The organism is Streptomyces deccanensis (assembly GCF_022385335.1).
GTDB classification, from domain to species: Bacteria; Actinomycetota; Actinomycetes; order Streptomycetales; family Streptomycetaceae; genus Streptomyces; species Streptomyces deccanensis.
This window is the reverse complement of record NZ_CP092431.1, coordinates 5,249,589-5,265,634: the sequence shown is the minus strand read 5'-3', so window position 1 is coordinate 5,265,634 and position 16,046 is coordinate 5,249,589. Positions and strand designations below refer to the sequence as shown.

The following is a 16,046-nucleotide window of genomic DNA, read 5'->3' as shown; positions in this document are numbered from 1 at the left end:
GAAAGAGACCTCACCAAGCCCCACCCCTCCCGCCCACGGCGCACGCTCACTCGGGCGAGTGAACATCACCAACTCGACTGGCTTCGGGACGGGTTGCCTGCTCTACGCTCAGCGCGGCACCGCATTCACCGCACCACCGCGGCAGCCGCACCACCGCAGACATGCGACGGCCCCCGCCGGGACGGCAATCCCACTGCGAGGGCCTGACCACCGAGGTAGTAGGAGCTGACCCGTCCCACGGGCAAAAACCACCCCCGCCGGAACGTCCACGCGGGTGGCGTCATCCATGACAACTCCCGCCACTCCACCCGCTTCACGGTGGTCGGCAACCACCTCGCCCAGCACCCGCAGCTGTCCGCGCCGGCCATCGGGCTCGCCGGTCACATCCAGTCGCTCCCCACCGGCGCCCGCGTCGACATCAGGACGCTCACCGACCGCTTCCCGGAGAGCCCGGCCCGTATCGCCGCCGCCCTGCGCGAACTGGAGACCCACGGCTACCTGCGCCGCGCTCTCCCGGCCGTACCGCAGCATGGGGTTCTGAGACCCGGAGGCTCGGCCGACGGGCTTCATCGCGGCCTGTGAACGACCCGGTCGGCCGGCCCCTGCGTGAGGCGTGCCCGCGGACCCCCGTGCCGCGGGCACGGTGACGTCGCCCGGCCGTCGGAGAAGGACGGCCGGGCGGCGTCACGTACAGGGGGCTGTCAGGAGAGCGTGCCCGCGCCCGTCGTGCCGGTCAGGTCGGTCAGCAGGTTGGTGACCGTGGTCTGGAGGCCGGCGGTGAGGGCCGGGGTCCAGTTGACCGTCGTCTTCAGCTTCTTGGAGCTCGCGGCGTTGTACGCGGCGACGATGTCCGTGGCCTTGCCGTTGACGATGTTGCCGGTGCCCGCGAGCGAACCCGTGCCGTCGCCGCTCAGCAGCTTGGCGACCTTCGCGTCGGCGGGAATCTTCCAGACGTTGCGCTCGGCGACGACCTGGGCCTTGGCGCGCGAGTCGATGCTGTACTTGGGCGCGTAGCCGTTGACCGTGGCGGTGTCGTACACGTTGTTGTAGAGGTGGATCTGGCCGATGCGGGCCAGGGGCGCCCGCTGCACGATGCCCTTCCACAGGTTGTGGTGGATCGTCACGCGCAGCTTGCCCGTGCTGTCGGTGTCGCTGGAGCCGATCAGCATCGTCTTGTCGTGGTTGAGGAACTGGTTGCGCTCGACGGTCACCAGGTCGGAGCCGTTGGTGATGTCCAACGCGCCGTCGTGCACCTGGTACTTGCGGCCGAAGTGGGTCGCCTCGGTCTTGTCGAAGGTCGGCGCGTCGGTGAACGTGTTGTGGTCCGCCCAGACGTTGGTCGCGCCGCGCAGCGTGACGGAGTCGTAGTTGGAGTTCCACTCGCCGGCCGAGCCGTCGGTCGGGTCCCACTGCGGGAAGCAGTCCTGGGTGTCCGCGAAGGTCAGGTTGCGGATGATGACGTTCTTGACGTTCTGGACCAGGACGCTGCCGCCGAGGATGCCGGCCTTGGTGCCGGGGACGCCCACGATGGTGGTGTTGGACGGCACCCGGAGGACGATGTTCTTCTTCTGCTTGTCCTGAGCGGCCTTGCGGGCGGTCTCCTGGGTGCCCGACGGGACCTTCTTGCCGTACTTCGCGGGGTCGAACGCCTTGAGGTACGCGGAGAGCGAGTAGCCGGTGCCGGCGGCGTAGTCCGCGCAGGTCAGCTTCTTGCCGGAGTCGTTGGTGTTGGCGTCGATCGTGCCCTTGATCTTGATGATGCGGGGCGTGGTGTCGGTGGCGGAGCCGAGCGCCTTCACCAGTTGCGCCCGCGTCGACACCGTGAAGGTGTGCGCCGCGTCGGCCTTCGCGCCGCCGGTCGTGCCGGAGCCGGACGCCGCCCAGCCGTCCTTGGCGGGCAGCACCTGGTGGTACAGGTCGGTGGGGCTGGCGTTGGCGTTCATCACGAGGACGCCGGCGCCGACCGCGGCGGCCACGGCTGCGGCGGAGACCACGAGGGTGCGCCGCTTGCGGAGGGACCGGCGGTGGGACGGGCGCGGGGAGGCAGAGGCCACGGATGAGTCCTTACGTAACGTACGTGGTTCGGGAGAACACGTGGTTCGTGTGGAACCCTCGTGAAGGGGGTTCCGACTCATGTGTGGTCGCAGGGTTTTGAAAGGTTGCCGCCCCGATTCCAGGAATCTTGACAGGAGTTGGCGGCCGCCCTGTGCGAGCGACGGCCGCCGTTCAGGGACGGGGCCCCTGGGGTGCCTGAGGCTTTACGGGTTCGGCGGGAGCGGCAGCGCTGCCAGAGGGCTCCAGCCCTCGTCCCACACGAAGGCGTTGCCATTCGTGTCGCCGTGCGTCTCCCAGATGGCGCCCGCCGTGGTCACCACCTTGACCCAGGTGTCGTTGCCCTGGGACGAGATGGAGATGGCGCAGGCGGTCGCGGGGAAATTGACGGCCACACCAGGGGGCAGGTCGTTGTCCGTGAGGTCTTCCCACACGTAGGCACCCGGCGGCAACGGGTTGACCGACCGCTGCCCCACGTACGCCCGCCCGCCGGTGAGCACGGCGGTGAACTCCTCCGAGTTCGAGGGGAGGTAGCTGTCGATGTCGGAGCACGGCCCGGGGTCACCCTGAGGCCCTGTATCACCCCGAGGTCCCGTCTCACCCCGAGGTCCGGTCTCACCCCGAGGTCCCTGCACACCAGGGTCGCCCTTCGGTCCGGTCGGTCCGGTGGGCCCGGCCGGACCCGCCGGCCCCGTCGGACCCGTCGGGCCGACCTTGCACTTGTCGAGGTGGCCGGCACTGCCCGTCTCGGCCCCGACCTCGGCCTTGGGGTGCGGCTTCGGCTTCGGCTTGCGGCAGGGGTCACCCGCCGGCGCGCCCGTGAGCGAGGCGGTGCCCGCCTCCGTGCCGGCGGCACGCGGCGTCGCGGCGGCGGGGTTCGCGGCGCCGGTGACGAGGAGGGCGAAGGTGGCGAGGGCGAGGGTGCTGCCGGCCAGCCGGGCACCACGCACCGGGAACGGGCCCAACCGGGCCCGTCTCCTGGGTTCAGAACTCATGCACTGCTCCTTGATCCAATTCAGTTCGACGATGTCCGGAAGCGAGTCGAGGCTTCCCTGGACGGCATCGGACCGAGGAGGCAGCGCCTTGAGGCCCCAGCGGCATGATTAACGGATCAGCCCAACACCGTTACGCCGTTGGCCGCGTACACACGGGCGAATCGTGGGCTACTGGATGTGGTCCATCACCTCCTGGAACTCCTTCGTCGGAGAGAACTCGACGAGCTCGACGTCCTCCAGGGCTTCGGGTGCGTGGCCGGGGGACCAGTAGTAGGCCTGCCCCGCCTCGTAGTGGTCCTCGCCCTCCTTGGTGCGCATCCTCAGCCGACCGCTGACGACTTGGCCCCAGTGGGGGCACTGGCACAAGTCGTCGGGGAGGCCCTTGAGCGCCGGGGCCATGTCCGTGCCCTGGGGGAGCTTGATGAAGGCGACGGACATACCACCGCCGAGCTCCTGGAGGCGTACCTCAAGACCGTCGCCCTCGATCACCACGGGGGCTTCCGTCCGCGTGACTGCCGTCATGATTCCTCCACGACCGGATCACCGCGGGGTCTGTGCGATCTCCGCTTCTCCATCCAGTCTGCGCCCCTCACGCACACACCTCGAATCGGGGTGACATGCGTCACGACCGAATCGCACACGTTGGAACCGATCAATCCGTTTCAGCAAAGCGACAAATGGCGCCGCTCGAAGCCTCATCCGGCATTTGCCGCACAGACGGCGAATCCAACTGATCGTCCGGAGCGACGACTCCCGCTCCGACGCCGTCGGCGCAACGGCTTTCTGCCTGCTCCCAGGGCGGGTTCGGGCACTCGGGGGCACGCGGCGATCCGCCGGGCGCGTGCGCCCCGACCCCCTCGGGAGGTCTCGTCGGAGCGCTTCGGGGCCAGCACACGTGTTCGTTGCCCGGTGCGGCGAGGGGTCCCCATAATGACCGGGCTCACCAGGGCCACGGCCTGCCAAGGGGTCGATTGCGTCGAAGTCGGACCATTCAGTGAGGCCACGTATGACACGCACGAGACGAACGAACAGTCACCGCCGTAGGACGAAACGGTCGGCGGCGCGGCAGCCCAGGACGACGCGCCGGAAGATAGCCGTCGCCACCGCGTTCGTGGTGGCCGTGGGCGCCGTGGGCATCCCCACGGCCGCGTGGGCCGGCGGGGTCGGGCTGGGCGACTGGGGCAACGTGGCCTCCTCCTGGTGGGGAGGGGAGAAGCGGGAGCCGGCTCCGGCCACGCCGTCGCGCACACCCTCCGCGTCCGCGACGCCCTCCGTCGAGAGCGCCCCGGACACTCCGGAGAGCTCCCCGAGTCCGTCGCGTTCCAAGGCCAAGGCGAGCGCGTCGCCCTCCAAGTCCGCCAAGCCGAAGCCCAAGTCCACCCCCGAGGCCGCCGACACCCCGGCCAGGACCACACCGCCGCCGAGCGCCCCGAAGGCCACCCAGGCCGAACGCGCTCCCGCGACCTCCGCCGGCACCGCGGCCTCCGGTCCCACCGCTCAGGTGCTGAGCCTGGTCAACGCCGAACGCCAGAAGGCCGGTTGCTCGCCGGTGACCGTGGACGCCAAGCTGACCAAGGCCGCCCAGGACCACAGCCAGGACATGGCCGACCACCGGAACATGTCCCACACCGGCTCCGACGGCTCGGACATGAGTGAGCGGCTCCGCCGTGTCGGGTACGCGTTCCGTTCGGCGGGCGAGAACGTCGCCGCCGGGTACGGCACCGCCGAGAGCGTCATGGACGGCTGGATGAACAGCCCCGGCCACAAGGCGAACATCCTCAACTGCGGTTTCAAGGAGATCGGCATCGGCCTGGCCCAGCCGGGCAACTACTGGACCCAGAACTTCGGGACACCCGCGTAGTCACCGAGCACGGGAGCGGCACCGTCCCGACGACCGGATCATCCGGCGGTGCCGCTACTGTCCTCGGTCGCCGCCCCCGCCCGGACCGCCCCCGAAGCCGCCCTCCGGGGCCTCACCCGCGGTGACCGTGGCGATCTTCTCCGCCGAGCCGAGCGCGCCGGAGCCGGCCAGGCCACCGGTGTCCGAGCCGGAGGTGGAGCCGCCGGCGTACACGGTGTACTCCTCGCCGCTCTCGATCCCGGCGCCCGAGTACACGACGTTCTGGATGGTCTTCGAGGTGACGTACGACGCCACGACCTCGCCGTCCGCGTCGACGACGTGCAGGGTGGTGCCCGCCTCGACCGACGCGTCCAGGGTCGCCGACAGCCAGCCCTGGTCCGACTCCTCGTCCGGCGCGACGACCATGCCCGCGCTGCCGGCCGCGAGCAGCGTGCCGCCGCTGACGGTGAAGCTGCCGTTGACGTCGAGCGCCCCGTTGCCGCCCGTCTCGGGGCCGTTGACGACGATCGTGCCGCCCGTGATCTCGGCGGTGCCGTTGGAGTCGAAGCCGTCGCCCTGGGAGTCGAGGACGAGCGTGCCGCCGGTGACCTTGGCGGTGTAGTCGCCGACCTCCATGCCACCGCCCCGGCCGCCCCGCGCGTCCGCGTCCTCCTCGGACGTCGCCTCGCTGCCCGACGCGTTGACCCCGTCGTCGTCGGACGTGACGTTCGACGTGCCGCCCCTGACCAGGATGTCCTTGCCCTCCAGGCCCTCGTTGGAGCCGGTGATGTCCAGGGTGCCCCCGCTGATGACCAGGTCGCCCTCGGCGTGGACGCCGTCGTCGCCGGCCGCGAGGGTGACCTCGGCGCCGTTGAGGTGGACGGCCGCGTCGCCGTGCAGCGCGTCGGCGGAGGCGTCCACGTCGACCGTGCCGCCCTCCAGCACGGTGATCACCCCCGACTTCAGACCGTGCGCCGAGGTGTCGTCGGAGGCGTCGGCCTTCACCGTCAGCTCGCCGCCGGTGACGACGAGGTCGGTCGCGGCGTCCACGGCGTCACCGTTCGCGGTGACGGTGACCGTGCCGCCGTCGACGACGAGGTAACCGGCGTCCTCCTCGTCCGCGTTGTCGGACTTCAGCCCGTCGCCCTTCGCCGTCACGGTGACCGTGCCGCCGTTCACCACCAGGTAGTCCTTGCCCCGGATGCCGTCGTCGGCGGCCTCGACGGTGATGTTCCCGCCCTCGACGACCAGACCGTCCTTGCCGGCGATGGCGTCGTTGCCGTTCCCCCGCACGGTCAGCGAGCCGTCGCCGCCGATCGTCAGGTCGCCCGCGCTGTACAGGGCGGCGTTCGCCTCGGCGTCGTCGGCGTAGGAGTCGGTGTCGCTCAGCTTGTTCTCGCTGCCGTCCGCGAGGACGACGACCAGCCGTTCGGCCTCGGTCGCGGCGATGGCCGCCCCGGAGGAGCTGGAGATGTCGACGCCGTCGAGGACCAGCTTCACGGTCGCCTCGGGGGCGGTGACGACGATCTGCCCGTCGTCGAGGGATCCGCTCAGCACATAGGTCCCGGCGGCGGTGATGGTGACGGTGGACCCGTCGACGTCCACGCCCTTGCCGTCGGCGGAGGCCGAGTCGCCCTTCAGTTCGATGGCGACAGCCGCCGCCTCGTCCGCCTCCCCGTACGCGGTGTCGCCGTCCTCGGCGTGCGTCTCCTCGTTGTCGGCGAGGACGGCCGCCGCGTTCCGGGTGCCGTCCACGGCGGCCGCCGCGCTCGCGCTCGTCGAGGAGTCGGACGACGCCGAGCCGGAGTCGCTCCCGGCGGAGCACCCGGCCAGCGCGGCGGCCGCGAGGACGACGGAGGCGAGGGCGCCCGCGGACTTCGTACGCAGCCCGCGTGCCCTTCTGCGCCAGGCGGTCCACGAGTTCCTCGCGTTCGTCCCGTTGCGGGCGTTCCCTGCGCTCCACGTGCTCCACGTGCTCCACGTGCTCCACGTGTTCCTACGGATGTTCATGCGGGGCTCCCGTTCGGTGTCGGTGCGGTGGGGAAGTGGCGCCGCAGGACGGGCAGCCAACGGTTGGCGGGCAGGTCGGGCCGCAGCGCGGCGAGCCCGGTGCCGTACTTGGAGACCGGGCAGGGCCGGTGCCTGAGCGACCACAGCAGCCGGTCCGCGCTCGATCCGGCGCGGCCCGCCTTGGTCTCGACGATGGTCCGCTCGGGGGTGCGCAGCTCGGTCCCGTCGGGCAACGCCCAGGTCAGGTCGGTGTCGACGGTGACCCGGCTGCCGCTGCCCGGCAGGAAGAGGGTGGTGCGCAGGTAGCGGGTGGTCAACGCCGGGACCAGGCGGAAGCCGTGGGAGTCGATGCCCGCCGCGCGGAGCACGTCGTCGACGTACGCCCGCGCCTCGGGACCCAGCCGCCCCGGCTCCCCGTCGTACGGGACCCGCTGCTTGACGGTGGTGCCGCGCGGACCGCGCGTCTTGACCTCCAGGAAGTGCTGCCCGGAGGCGAGGTAGGTCCGTATCCGCAGCTTGAAGCGGCGTCGGCGGCGGTGGGCGGCGGCCAGATAGCCGGCCATGTCCGGGGTGTCGAAGTACACGGACCGGTACGCGAACCGCCGCGCGCCGTCGACCTCCAGGACCTGTACGTCCTCCTCCAGTCCGCCGACCACGAAGGGCAGGTCGGTGAGGGGCAGCATGTACTTGCGGTCCAGTCGGGTCAGCAGCTCGGCGCGGTCGACGAGTTCGTCGAGGCCGATGGGGCGCAGCGCCCCGACCACGGGGGCGACGGAGTCCAGGGCCGTCATGCCCGGACCCCCTCGGCCCGCTCGACCCGGCCGCCGGCCTCTCGCGGTGCGCGCGGGCCCCCGCCGGTGACGACGTACCGGACGTCGACCAGGGTCATGTCGTTGACCAGGTCGACGTTCTGCACGGAGAGGTTCACCACCCGCCCGCCCAGCAGGACTTCGAGGTGGGCGCGCAGGGCGTCCTCGTCGGTGTAGGCGGCGTCGAGGCGCAGACTGCGCTGCCGGTAGCGGCCGAACAGCCGGGGGTGGTCGCCGACGTACATCGTGGCGACGATCAGTGCCATGAGCAGCATCGACAGGGCGTTGACCTGCTCGGGCAGCCCGGCCAGCAGGCCGAGGGCGAGCGCGGAGAAGTAGTACGCGATCTCGTGCTGGGCGATCTCGTTGGACCGCAGCCGGATGATCGACAGGACGCCGAACAGCCCCATGCCGAGGCCGATGCCGACCGACGACGAGCTGAGCGTCATCGCCACCGCGAGCACACCGACGTTGACGCCGAGGAAGGCGGCGATGAGGTCCCGGCGGTGGTGGCGCGGGAAGTAGACCGCGAAGGTCAGCACGGAGATGGCGGCCAGATCGGCGACCACGAGAAGGGTCTGGTCCATGTCAAAAGACAATCGGGGGTCGACCTTTGAGCACCCTTTGCCTTCCCTTAACTGAACTTGAGAAGTTCCACCGGCCAACGGCGGGTGAACCCGGGCGCCCAGTGGTGTTCCCCCGCTCGCTCCCTCCGAACAGACCCTCTCGAGGGGCGCCCGCCCGCAGGTCACGGTGCAATGGCTTCCGAAACCCGGACGTGCTCCGATTCCCCCGATGGGGTGGCAGAAGATCCCCTGGCCCCCGGCCTGTCCTCGCGCTGCCCTACAAGTAGCTGCGCCAGTAAGGCAGTTGGCGCAGTTGGAGATGCGGAGCAGAAGGAGGCACGAGTGGTGCGACGGGACAGGGCGCGGACGGTGGCCGCGGCGACCGCGGCGGCGACGCTGGCGCTCGCTCCGGGGGCGGCTCAGGCAGCCGGCCCCCGGCCCACGGTCGTGGAGACGGTCACGGCTACGGCGACGGCAGCGGGGGTGACCGGTGCCGGGTCGGTGTCGGCCGCGTCGAAGCCGGAGGTCAGAGGCTTTCTGGCGGTCGTCAACCAGGCACGGGCGGACGTCGGCGTCCCTCCGCTGGTCTGGGACGAGTCCGTCGCCGCGCAGGCCCGTTCCTGGGCGAGGCTGCGGGTCGCCGACTGCGAGCTCGTCCACTCGAACAGCCGGTACGGCGAGAACCTGGCCAAGGGGTCCAGCCCCCGCTACTCGCTGGCGGACGCGGCCCGCCTGTGGCTCGACGAGAAGTCCGACTACGACCGCCCCTCCAACTCCTGCGTCAACGACCGGGAATGCCTCCACTACACCCAGCTGGTCTGGCGCGCCTCGACCCGGGTCGGCGCGGCCAAGGCGAGGTGCGGGAACGGCTGGACCTACGTCGTGGCCAACTTCGACCCGCCGGGGAACTGGGTGGGCCGACGGCCGTACTGACCGGGGAAAGACCAGGGAAAGTCCGCGGGGGCCGTGATAATCCCCTCATGGCCCCACCCCCACCCCCGCCGCCCCCACTCCCACCTCTGCACGAGGCCCGCGCGTGAGTGATCTCCCCGAGCAGCTTCGCGACCTCCCCGAGCAGCTGCGCCATCTCCTCGACGACGTGCTGGCCGTCGGCGCCCCCTACGGCCTCGCTCTCACCGGTGATCACGCGGCGCAGGCGCACGGTCTGGTCGAGGCGCGGCCGCCCGGCCGGGATCTGGAGACGGCGACGGAACACCCGGCGCCGATGGAGCGGATCGCGGCCACGGTCCGGGCGGGTCTGGCGGAACGCGGCTGGCTGGTGCGCCCAGTGGAGACGACCCCGCTCTCCGCCCGTCTCGTCGTCACCGACCCCACCACGGCGGAGGAACGCACCCTGGACCTCCTGAAGGAGACCCTCTGGCACCCGCCGGTGGAGACGCCTCTCGGCCTCACCCTCTCCCTGGAGGACGTGGTCGGCACGAAGGTCCGGGCGGTGGCCGACCGGGGCACGGCCCGCGACCTGATCGCCGTGCACGCGGCCACCGCGCAGTGGACCGCCGTCGAACTGGAGGAGCTGGCCCGCCGCCATACCTCCGCCACGTCCACGGCCTTCGACCTAGCCGACCTCCAGTCCCGGCTGGAGGGCACCGAGTGGCTCGACGACCGGGAATTCGCTCGCCACGGCCTGGACGGGGAGGCCATCCTGGGTGTGCGTCGCTGGGCCCAGAGCTGGGCCGACGACATCGCGGAACGCCTTCTGGAGGAGGAGGCGTTGGCGTCCCCACCGGAGGAGGAACCCGAGTGAGCAGGAGACGGTACGTCGCCCGGGGCGTCCCCGGCGGCTACCGCATCTACGACAACCGCCGCCGCGGCTGGTGGGGCGACCTCTACGAACACTGCCCGGACGACCTCCTCACCGAACTGAACGGCGAGAAGGACCCGAACCGCCTGGGCTCCCTTTTGAAGCGCTACCGAACTCTGAAACGCTAGCCCCGCCCCCGGCTTCGACCCCGCCGGGCAGGACGCCGGCAGCTCAGCTCGCTCGCCGCCCTCGGATCACAGGACGGCCGCCCCGACCCCGGCCCCGAACCCGGCTTCGACCCCGCCCGCCACCTCTGCCCCGACCTCGGCCCCGGGCAGGATGCCGGCAGCTCGCTCTCCTCCTTCGGACCACGGATGGCCGCCCCGGCGCCGAACGCGACCCCGGCCCTGAAGCCGACCCCGGCCTCAGGTCACCGCCGTGATCACCACGACCGTCGTCACCATCGCCGCCGCCGTGAGGGCCGCCGCCGTGGCCGCCGCGGTCTCGGCCATCCGGCGGAGGGCGGGGTCGGCCCAGTGGCGGTCGGCGATCTCCGCCATGCGCCGCCGGGCCGGGGAGTCCTCGGAGTCGGCGTCCGGGAAGGCGAGGGTCTGCAGTTCACCGTGGTGCAGGAGGCTGATCAGGGCGGCGGTGCGGGGGTCCGGCTCGGCACCTTCCAGCACCACCTCCGCCAGACGCCCACGCAGGGCGGACTCCACCGTGCCGTCGGCCTCCGGATAACGCGTGGTGCGGAAGACGAGCAGGACCCGGCGCTTCTCCTTCCGGATCAACCCCTTGTCCAGGACACCCCGCAGAGCGGCCTCGTACTCCGCTGTTCTGTGCTCGTGGAGCCACTTCCCGATGTCGTCCGGCAGGGCCCCCTCACCCGAACCGCCGGCTCCCTCGGCCCCGTCGACCGCGTCGCCCGCCCCGGACAGCGCCCGCTCCAGCAGGGCCGCCGCCGCGATCGCGTAGGGCGTCCGCAAGGGAAGCCGCGCCTCACCCGTGGTGTCGTCGAGCGAGAGGAGGAGAATCTCCTCCCCGAGGGTCGTGGGGACAGGCGTAGAGGCGGCAGCGGAATCGATCGACATGGTCATGATCATTACGACGCCCACGGCAGCCCGGGAGTTCCGCTCACCACGCCCGCGCCAGGCCGGCCGGAGGGTCACGGGGCGGGGCTGACCGACCTGCGCGCGGCTCTGGAGGGCCGCTCGGACTTCCGTACGACGCGGCTGACCTGGTCGAGCGGCATCCTGATCGCCGTACGGACCGACGCCGCGACCGGCACCTCACCCTGACCGCCGCCGTCCGGCACTCCCGACCCCGCGCGCGAACCCGCGCCCCCGGCAGGCCCCGCGCCGGTACCCGGGCCCGTGTCCACCCCCAACGCCGCACGCGCCTCCCCCACATGGCGCAGCCCCTCGACCGCCGTCCGCGTCACCCGCGCGTACTCGTCCGGTGTACGGGCCCTGGTCAGCTGGGCGCGGGCGGTGCGGAGGCGTTCGGTGGCCTCGGTCAGGGACTCGGCCGCACTGCCGCCCGCCCGGGCCTGCGCCCGTACGTCGATGCCGGCCAGGCTGCCGCCCAGCCGTACGACCCAGCGGTTGGCCTCGGCCTCCGCGTCCAGGTCGGACGACGGACGCGGGTCCTCCACGGACCGCCGCCGCGCGACGGTCGCGACCACCGCCCCGACGATCAGCAACACTGCCACCAGCACAGCCAGCTTCATGGCCTCCTCCAGCATTCGACGTTCCGTCCCGTACAGGGCGTGCATCCCGTACGGGTTCCTCACCCTGTACGTCCCATCACATCCCCTCCCCCTGTGATCGCCCGTCGAGAAACCTGTGCGCCCCCTGATGACTTCCCCAGCGCGTACCCGCCCCCGGATCGCGCACACGGCGAAGGCCCGGAACCCAGGGGGAGGGGGTTCCGGGCCTGCGCCGTGCGCCGGGTCGTACGCCCGTCGGCCGCTCAGGGACGGTGTACGCGGGTCGGGGTCAGCTCGCCGAGGCGGACTCCGACGTCGCCTCCGACGCGCCCGGCTGGACGGAGTCGTCCGTGCCGGTGTTCGTGGCCTCCGGGTCGACACCGACCGTGAGGGAGCCGACGACACCCTTGGCGATGTCGTTCTTCTTGTACGTCAGCTTGAGCAGACCGCCCTGGGTGCCGCTGCCGTCGTAGATGGTGTCGTCGTCGAGGGTGGTGCGCTCCGTCGTGGAGGTCGCGTACGGCTCGACCTCGGCGGACGCGAGGACGGACTCCTCGTCGAAGAAGAACTGCCCGGTGTGGCAGGTGTTCCCGCCCTCGTAACCCGCGTCCGTCCACTCACCGTTGACGTGCACCTAGGTGTGGATGTGCACGCACCGGCCCCGGTACCAGCCCGGGAAGATCGTCGTGAAGGTGACCTGACCCTGCTTGTCGGTCTTCCAGGTGCCGCGCAGATAGCGGGTGTCGCTGGTCGGCTCCTCGTGCCCGCCGCCCCCGCCCCCGCCGCCGGCCGGCGGCTCACCCGTCGGCTCGCCCGAGGGCGCGCCGGTGGGGGCGGTGCCGCCGCCCTCGGAGAAGCTCTCGTAGCCCGAGTAGAGCCCGAGCGCGTCGCAGTGCCAGATGTCGACGGCCGCGTCGCGGATCGGCTCGCACGTCACGGAGTCGATCACCTTGAGGCGCAGAGTGAGGGGGATGCCCTCCTTGTCCTCGGTGATGTCCCGGCGGAGCTTGTCGGCGTCGATGTAGTACGGACCCTCGGTGGTCTCCGAGGTGAGCTGGTAGCACTCCTCCCCGGCGCTCGCGGAGGCGCGGGGCTTGGCGCTGCCCTTCGTGGTGGTGCCCGCGCTCGCGGTCGCGACGACCGCGCCGCCCACGCCCACGGCGGCCACGGCACCCGCGCCCGCCACGACGACCTTGCGGCGCGTCAGGTCCCGCTTGTGTTTCGGCCCCTGGGCCTTCTCGTTTCCGGTCTGGTTTCCCGTCATGGCCAGGAAATTAGGGAGCCCGACTGTCAGAGCGATAAGAAGGGGCTGTGGTTTGTCCCGCATTTCCCGAGCGAAGGGAATGGGGCTCGAAATCGCCGTCCCTTTCGAGCCCCTTCCCGGCAGAACATCTGGATATACCTCGCTCTACCCTGCTCTACTCCACGCGCTACCCCTCGTTGGTCGCCTCCGGGTCCACGCCCACCGTGAGCGAGGCCCGCACGCCCTGCGCGATGTCCCCCCGGTCGTAGCGGAGTCTCAGCAGTCCGCCTTGGGCGCCGTTGCCGTCGTAGATGAAGTCCTCGTCGAGCGTCGTGCGCTCCGCCGTGTTCGACGCGTACGGCTCGACCTCGGCGGACGCGAGGACGGACTCCTCGTCGAAGTAGAGCTGCCCGGTGTGGCAGGTGTTGCCGCCCTCGTAACCGGCGTCCGTCCACGCACCGTTGACGTGCACCTTGAGGTGGATGTGCACGCACCGGCCCCGGTACCAGCCCGGGAAGACGGTCCTGAACGTGACGAAGCCCTGCCGGTCCGTCCGCCAGGTGCCGCGCAGATAGCGGGTGTCGTCCGTCGGCTCCTGGTGGCCGCCCGGGGGCGGACCGGAGGGATCACCGCTCGGCGGCGGGGCGGTGGGGGCCGGGCCGCCGCCGTCACCGTTGCCCATGTCCTCGTAGCCGGAGTAGACACCCACCGCGTCGCAGTGCCAGATGTCGACGGCCGCGTCGCGCACCGGCCGGCACGTCTCGGAGTCGATCACCTTGAGACGCAGGATGAGGGGGATGCCCTCCTTGTCCTCGGTCACGTCCCGGCGGATCTTGTCGGCGTCGATGTAGTACGGGCCCTCCATGGCCTCGGAGGTCAGCTGATAGCACTCCTCCGAGGGACGGGGTAAGGGCGCGGAGCCCTCGCCCGCGCTCCCTCTCCGCTCTCCCGCGAAGGCGTTCGCCGCCATGGCGCCGCCGAGGCCCACCGCCGCCACGGCACCCGCCCCGGCCACGACGACCTTACGACGCGTCACATCCCGCCGATCCGGCTGATCGGGCTGATCGGGCTGATCGGGTTGATCCGGCTGATTCTGTTGATTGGCTGTCATGCGCCGGGAAGTTAGATAAGAAACCTGTCAACGAGCTGAGAAAAGGTCCTCTTTTCCCCGGCCACGCGAAAGGGACCTGAAATCGACGGACGATTTCAGGTCCCTTCCCGGAAAAGCTCTTATAAAGGCTTGCCTTACTTCGGCTGGGGCTTGCGCACCGAAAGGTGCAGCTCGCGCAGCCGCGCCTCCTCCAGCTCCGTCGGCGCGCCCATCATCAGGTCCTGGGCGTTGCCGTTGAGCGGGAAGGCGATGGTCTCGCGGATGTTGGGCTCGTCCGCGAGGAGCATGACGATACGGTCGACACCCGGCGCGATGCCGCCGTGCGGCGGGGCGCCGAAGCGGAACGCGCGCAGCATGCCGGCGAACTGCTCCTCGACGGTGTCACGGTCGTAGCCCGCGATCTCGAAGGCCTTGAGCATGATGTCGGGCTCGTGGTTCCGGATCGCGCCGGAGGACAGCTCGACGCCGTTGCAGACGATGTCGTACTGCCAGCCGAGGATGTCCAGCGGGTCCTGGGTCTCCAGGGCCTCCAGACCGCCCTGCGGCATCGAGAAGGGGTTGTGCGAGAAGTCGATCTTGCCGGTCTCCTCGTCCTTCTCGTACATCGGGAAGTCGACGATCCAGCAGAACCGGAAGACGCCCTCCTCGAAGTGCCCGGCACGCTTGGCGGCCTCGACCCGCACCGCGCCCATGATCTTCGAGACTTCTTCGAACTCGCCCGCGCCGAAGAAGACCGCGTGTCCGGCGGCCAGCGACAGACGCTTGGTCAGCTCGGCGACGTTCTCCTCGGTGAGGAACTTGGCGATCGGGCCGGACAGCGAACCGTCCTCGGCGACCCGCACCCAGGCCAGACCCTTGGCGCCCTGCTCGATCGCGTACTCGCCGAGCTGGTCGAAGAACTTGCGCGGCTGCGCCGAGACGTCCGGCACGGCGAGCGCGCGCACGTGCTTGCCGGCGAAGGCCTTGAACTCCGAGCCCTCGAAGACATCGGTGATGTCGACCAGCTCCAGCTGGGCACGCAGGTCCGGCTTGTCGGAGCCGTACTTGAGCATCGCCTCGCGGAACGGGATGCGCGGGAACGGCGAGGTGACGTGCCGACCGCCGCCGAACTCCTCGAAGAGCTCGGTCATGAGCTTCTCGATGGGCTGGAAGACGTCCTCCTGCTCGACGAAGGACATCTCCACGTCGAGCTGGTAGAACTCGCCCGGCGAACGGTCCGCGCGGGCGTCCTCGTCACGGAAGCAGGGCGCGATCTGGAAGTACCGGTCGAAGCCCGAGATCATCAGCAGCTGCTTGAACTGCTGCGGGGCCTGGGGGAGGGCGTAGAACTTGCCCGGGTTCAGGCGCGACGGCACGACGAAGTCGCGGGCGCCCTCGGGGGAGGTGGCGGACAGGATCGGCGTCGCCATCTCGTTGAAGCCGAGGGCCGTCATCTTGTGACGGATGGCGCTGATCACGGCCGTACGCAGCATGATGTTGCGGTGCATGCGCTCGCGGCGCAGGTCCAGGAAGCGGTACTCCAGGCGCCGCTCCTCGTTGACCCCGTCCTCGGTGTTGATGGTGAAGGGGAGCGGGGCGGCCGCGCCGAGCAGCTCGACCTCGCCGACCTCGACCTCGATCTCGCCGGAGGGCAGGTCCGGGTTGATGTTCTCGGTGCCGCGCGAGACGACCTTGCCGTCGACGCGGACCGTCGACTCCTTGGAGATCTTGTCCAGCGCCTCGTAGGCCGGGGTGCCCGGACGGGCCACCAGCTGCGTGATGCCGTAGTGATCGCGGAGATCGATGAAGAGGATGCCGCCCAGGTCGCGCCGATTGTGCAGCCAGCCGCTCAGCCGGACGTCGGTGCCGACGTCAGAGGCGCGGAGCTCGCCGCAGGTGTGGGACCTGTACCGATGCATCGTCGTTCATCCAGCCTTCGCTGATCGGGGATCTGGGTGGTGCCTCACGGCC

The 16,046-nt window shown here is 70.8% G+C and carries 15 protein-coding genes and 1 pseudogene; 5 read left to right on the top strand and 11 right to left on the bottom strand.

The window, feature by feature from the left end; genetic code table 11:
- The first annotated feature begins 318 nt into the window (after positions 1 to 318).
- Complete coding sequence (locus L3078_RS23475) at positions 319 to 582, top strand: hypothetical protein (RefSeq protein ID WP_420864094.1); 264 nt, start codon at positions 319 to 321, stop codon at positions 580 to 582.
- 119 nt (positions 583 to 701) lie between these two features.
- Here the strand turns inward: L3078_RS23475 and L3078_RS23470 are convergent, their stop codons facing one another.
- From L3078_RS23470 to L3078_RS23460, 3 genes are all read right to left on the bottom strand, one after another.
- A complete protein-coding gene (locus L3078_RS23470) occupies positions 702 to 2,054 on the bottom strand; it encodes a pectate lyase family protein (RefSeq protein ID WP_239755923.1) in 1,353 nt (450 codons plus the stop codon).
- 204 nt (positions 2,055 to 2,258) lie between these two features.
- Positions 2,259 to 3,047, bottom strand: a complete 789-nt coding sequence (locus L3078_RS44625; RefSeq protein WP_275593165.1) for a collagen-like domain-containing protein — start codon at positions 3,045 to 3,047, stop codon at positions 2,259 to 2,261.
- 168 nt (positions 3,048 to 3,215) lie between these two features.
- Positions 3,216 to 3,569 (bottom strand): cupin domain-containing protein, encoded by a 354-nt coding sequence (locus L3078_RS23460; RefSeq protein WP_239755922.1) that lies wholly within the window; start codon positions 3,567 to 3,569, stop codon positions 3,216 to 3,218.
- A 484-nt stretch (positions 3,570 to 4,053) separates the two neighbouring features.
- Between L3078_RS23460 and L3078_RS23455 the strand changes: the two genes are divergently transcribed.
- Complete coding sequence (locus L3078_RS23455) at positions 4,054 to 4,908, top strand: CAP domain-containing protein (protein ID WP_239755921.1); 855 nt, start codon at positions 4,054 to 4,056, stop codon at positions 4,906 to 4,908.
- 54 nt (positions 4,909 to 4,962) lie between these two features.
- On the opposite strand, the gene L3078_RS23450 is transcribed toward L3078_RS23455, so the two are convergent.
- From L3078_RS23450 to L3078_RS23440, 3 genes are read right to left on the bottom strand one after another with little or no spacing between them, the layout of a single operon-like run.
- The gene (locus tag L3078_RS23450) at positions 4,963 to 6,897 is read right to left on the bottom strand and encodes a carbohydrate-binding domain-containing protein (protein ID WP_239755920.1); all 1,935 of its coding nucleotides are present in this window, start codon (positions 6,895 to 6,897) and stop codon (positions 4,963 to 4,965) included.
- Positions 6,894 to 7,688, bottom strand: a complete 795-nt coding sequence (locus L3078_RS23445) for a polyphosphate polymerase domain-containing protein (protein ID WP_239755919.1) — start codon at positions 7,686 to 7,688, stop codon at positions 6,894 to 6,896. The genes L3078_RS23450 and L3078_RS23445 overlap by 4 nt, the downstream gene beginning before the upstream one ends.
- Positions 7,685 to 8,293, bottom strand: coding sequence for a DUF4956 domain-containing protein (locus tag L3078_RS23440; RefSeq protein WP_239755918.1), 609 nt, complete (start codon positions 8,291 to 8,293; stop codon positions 7,685 to 7,687). Before L3078_RS23440 ends, L3078_RS23445 begins: the two co-directional genes overlap by 4 nt.
- Positions 8,294 to 8,617: 324 nt before the next feature.
- On the opposite strand from L3078_RS23440, the gene L3078_RS23430 reads away from it, so the two are divergent.
- The 3 genes from L3078_RS23430 (at position 8,618) to L3078_RS23420 (ending at position 10,222) form a co-directional block, all read left to right on the top strand.
- On the top strand, positions 8,618 to 9,205 hold the full coding sequence (locus L3078_RS23430) for a pathogenesis-related family 1 protein (protein ID WP_275593164.1): 588 nt from the start codon (positions 8,618 to 8,620) through the stop codon (positions 9,203 to 9,205).
- Between the two features lie 103 nt (positions 9,206 to 9,308).
- Positions 9,309 to 10,037, top strand: coding sequence for a hypothetical protein (locus tag L3078_RS23425; protein ID WP_239755917.1), 729 nt, complete (start codon positions 9,309 to 9,311; stop codon positions 10,035 to 10,037).
- Positions 10,034 to 10,222, top strand: coding sequence for a hypothetical protein (locus L3078_RS23420; RefSeq protein WP_239755916.1), 189 nt, complete (start codon positions 10,034 to 10,036; stop codon positions 10,220 to 10,222). Before L3078_RS23425 ends, L3078_RS23420 begins: the two co-directional genes overlap by 4 nt.
- Before the next feature lie 237 nt (positions 10,223 to 10,459).
- Here L3078_RS23420 and L3078_RS23415 read toward each other — a convergent pair whose 3' ends face one another.
- The 5 genes and pseudogenes from L3078_RS23415 to aspS all read right to left on the bottom strand — a co-directional run bounded on the left by L3078_RS23415 (position 10,460) and on the right by aspS (position 15,994).
- Positions 10,460 to 11,125: a GOLPH3/VPS74 family protein gene (locus tag L3078_RS23415; protein ID WP_239755915.1), complete on the bottom strand. Its 666-nt coding sequence runs from the start codon at positions 11,123 to 11,125 to the stop codon at positions 10,460 to 10,462.
- 74 nt (positions 11,126 to 11,199) lie between these two features.
- Positions 11,200 to 11,808: a hypothetical protein gene (locus tag L3078_RS23410; RefSeq protein WP_239755914.1), complete on the bottom strand. Its 609-nt coding sequence runs from the start codon at positions 11,806 to 11,808 to the stop codon at positions 11,200 to 11,202.
- Positions 11,809 to 12,031: 223 nt separating this feature from the next.
- Positions 12,032 to 13,006: pseudogene (locus L3078_RS23405) on the bottom strand (intradiol ring-cleavage dioxygenase).
- Positions 13,007 to 13,172: 166 nt separating this feature from the next.
- The gene (locus L3078_RS23400) at positions 13,173 to 14,021 is read right to left on the bottom strand and encodes an intradiol ring-cleavage dioxygenase (RefSeq protein ID WP_239755913.1); all 849 of its coding nucleotides are present in this window, start codon (positions 14,019 to 14,021) and stop codon (positions 13,173 to 13,175) included.
- A 209-nt stretch (positions 14,022 to 14,230) separates the two neighbouring features.
- Positions 14,231 to 15,994 carry an aspartate--tRNA ligase gene (gene aspS / locus L3078_RS23395; protein WP_239755912.1) on the bottom strand — a complete coding sequence of 588 codons (1,764 nt, stop codon included), beginning with the start codon at positions 15,992 to 15,994 and terminating at the stop codon, positions 14,231 to 14,233.
- Positions 15,995 to 16,046: the final 52 nt, after the last annotated feature.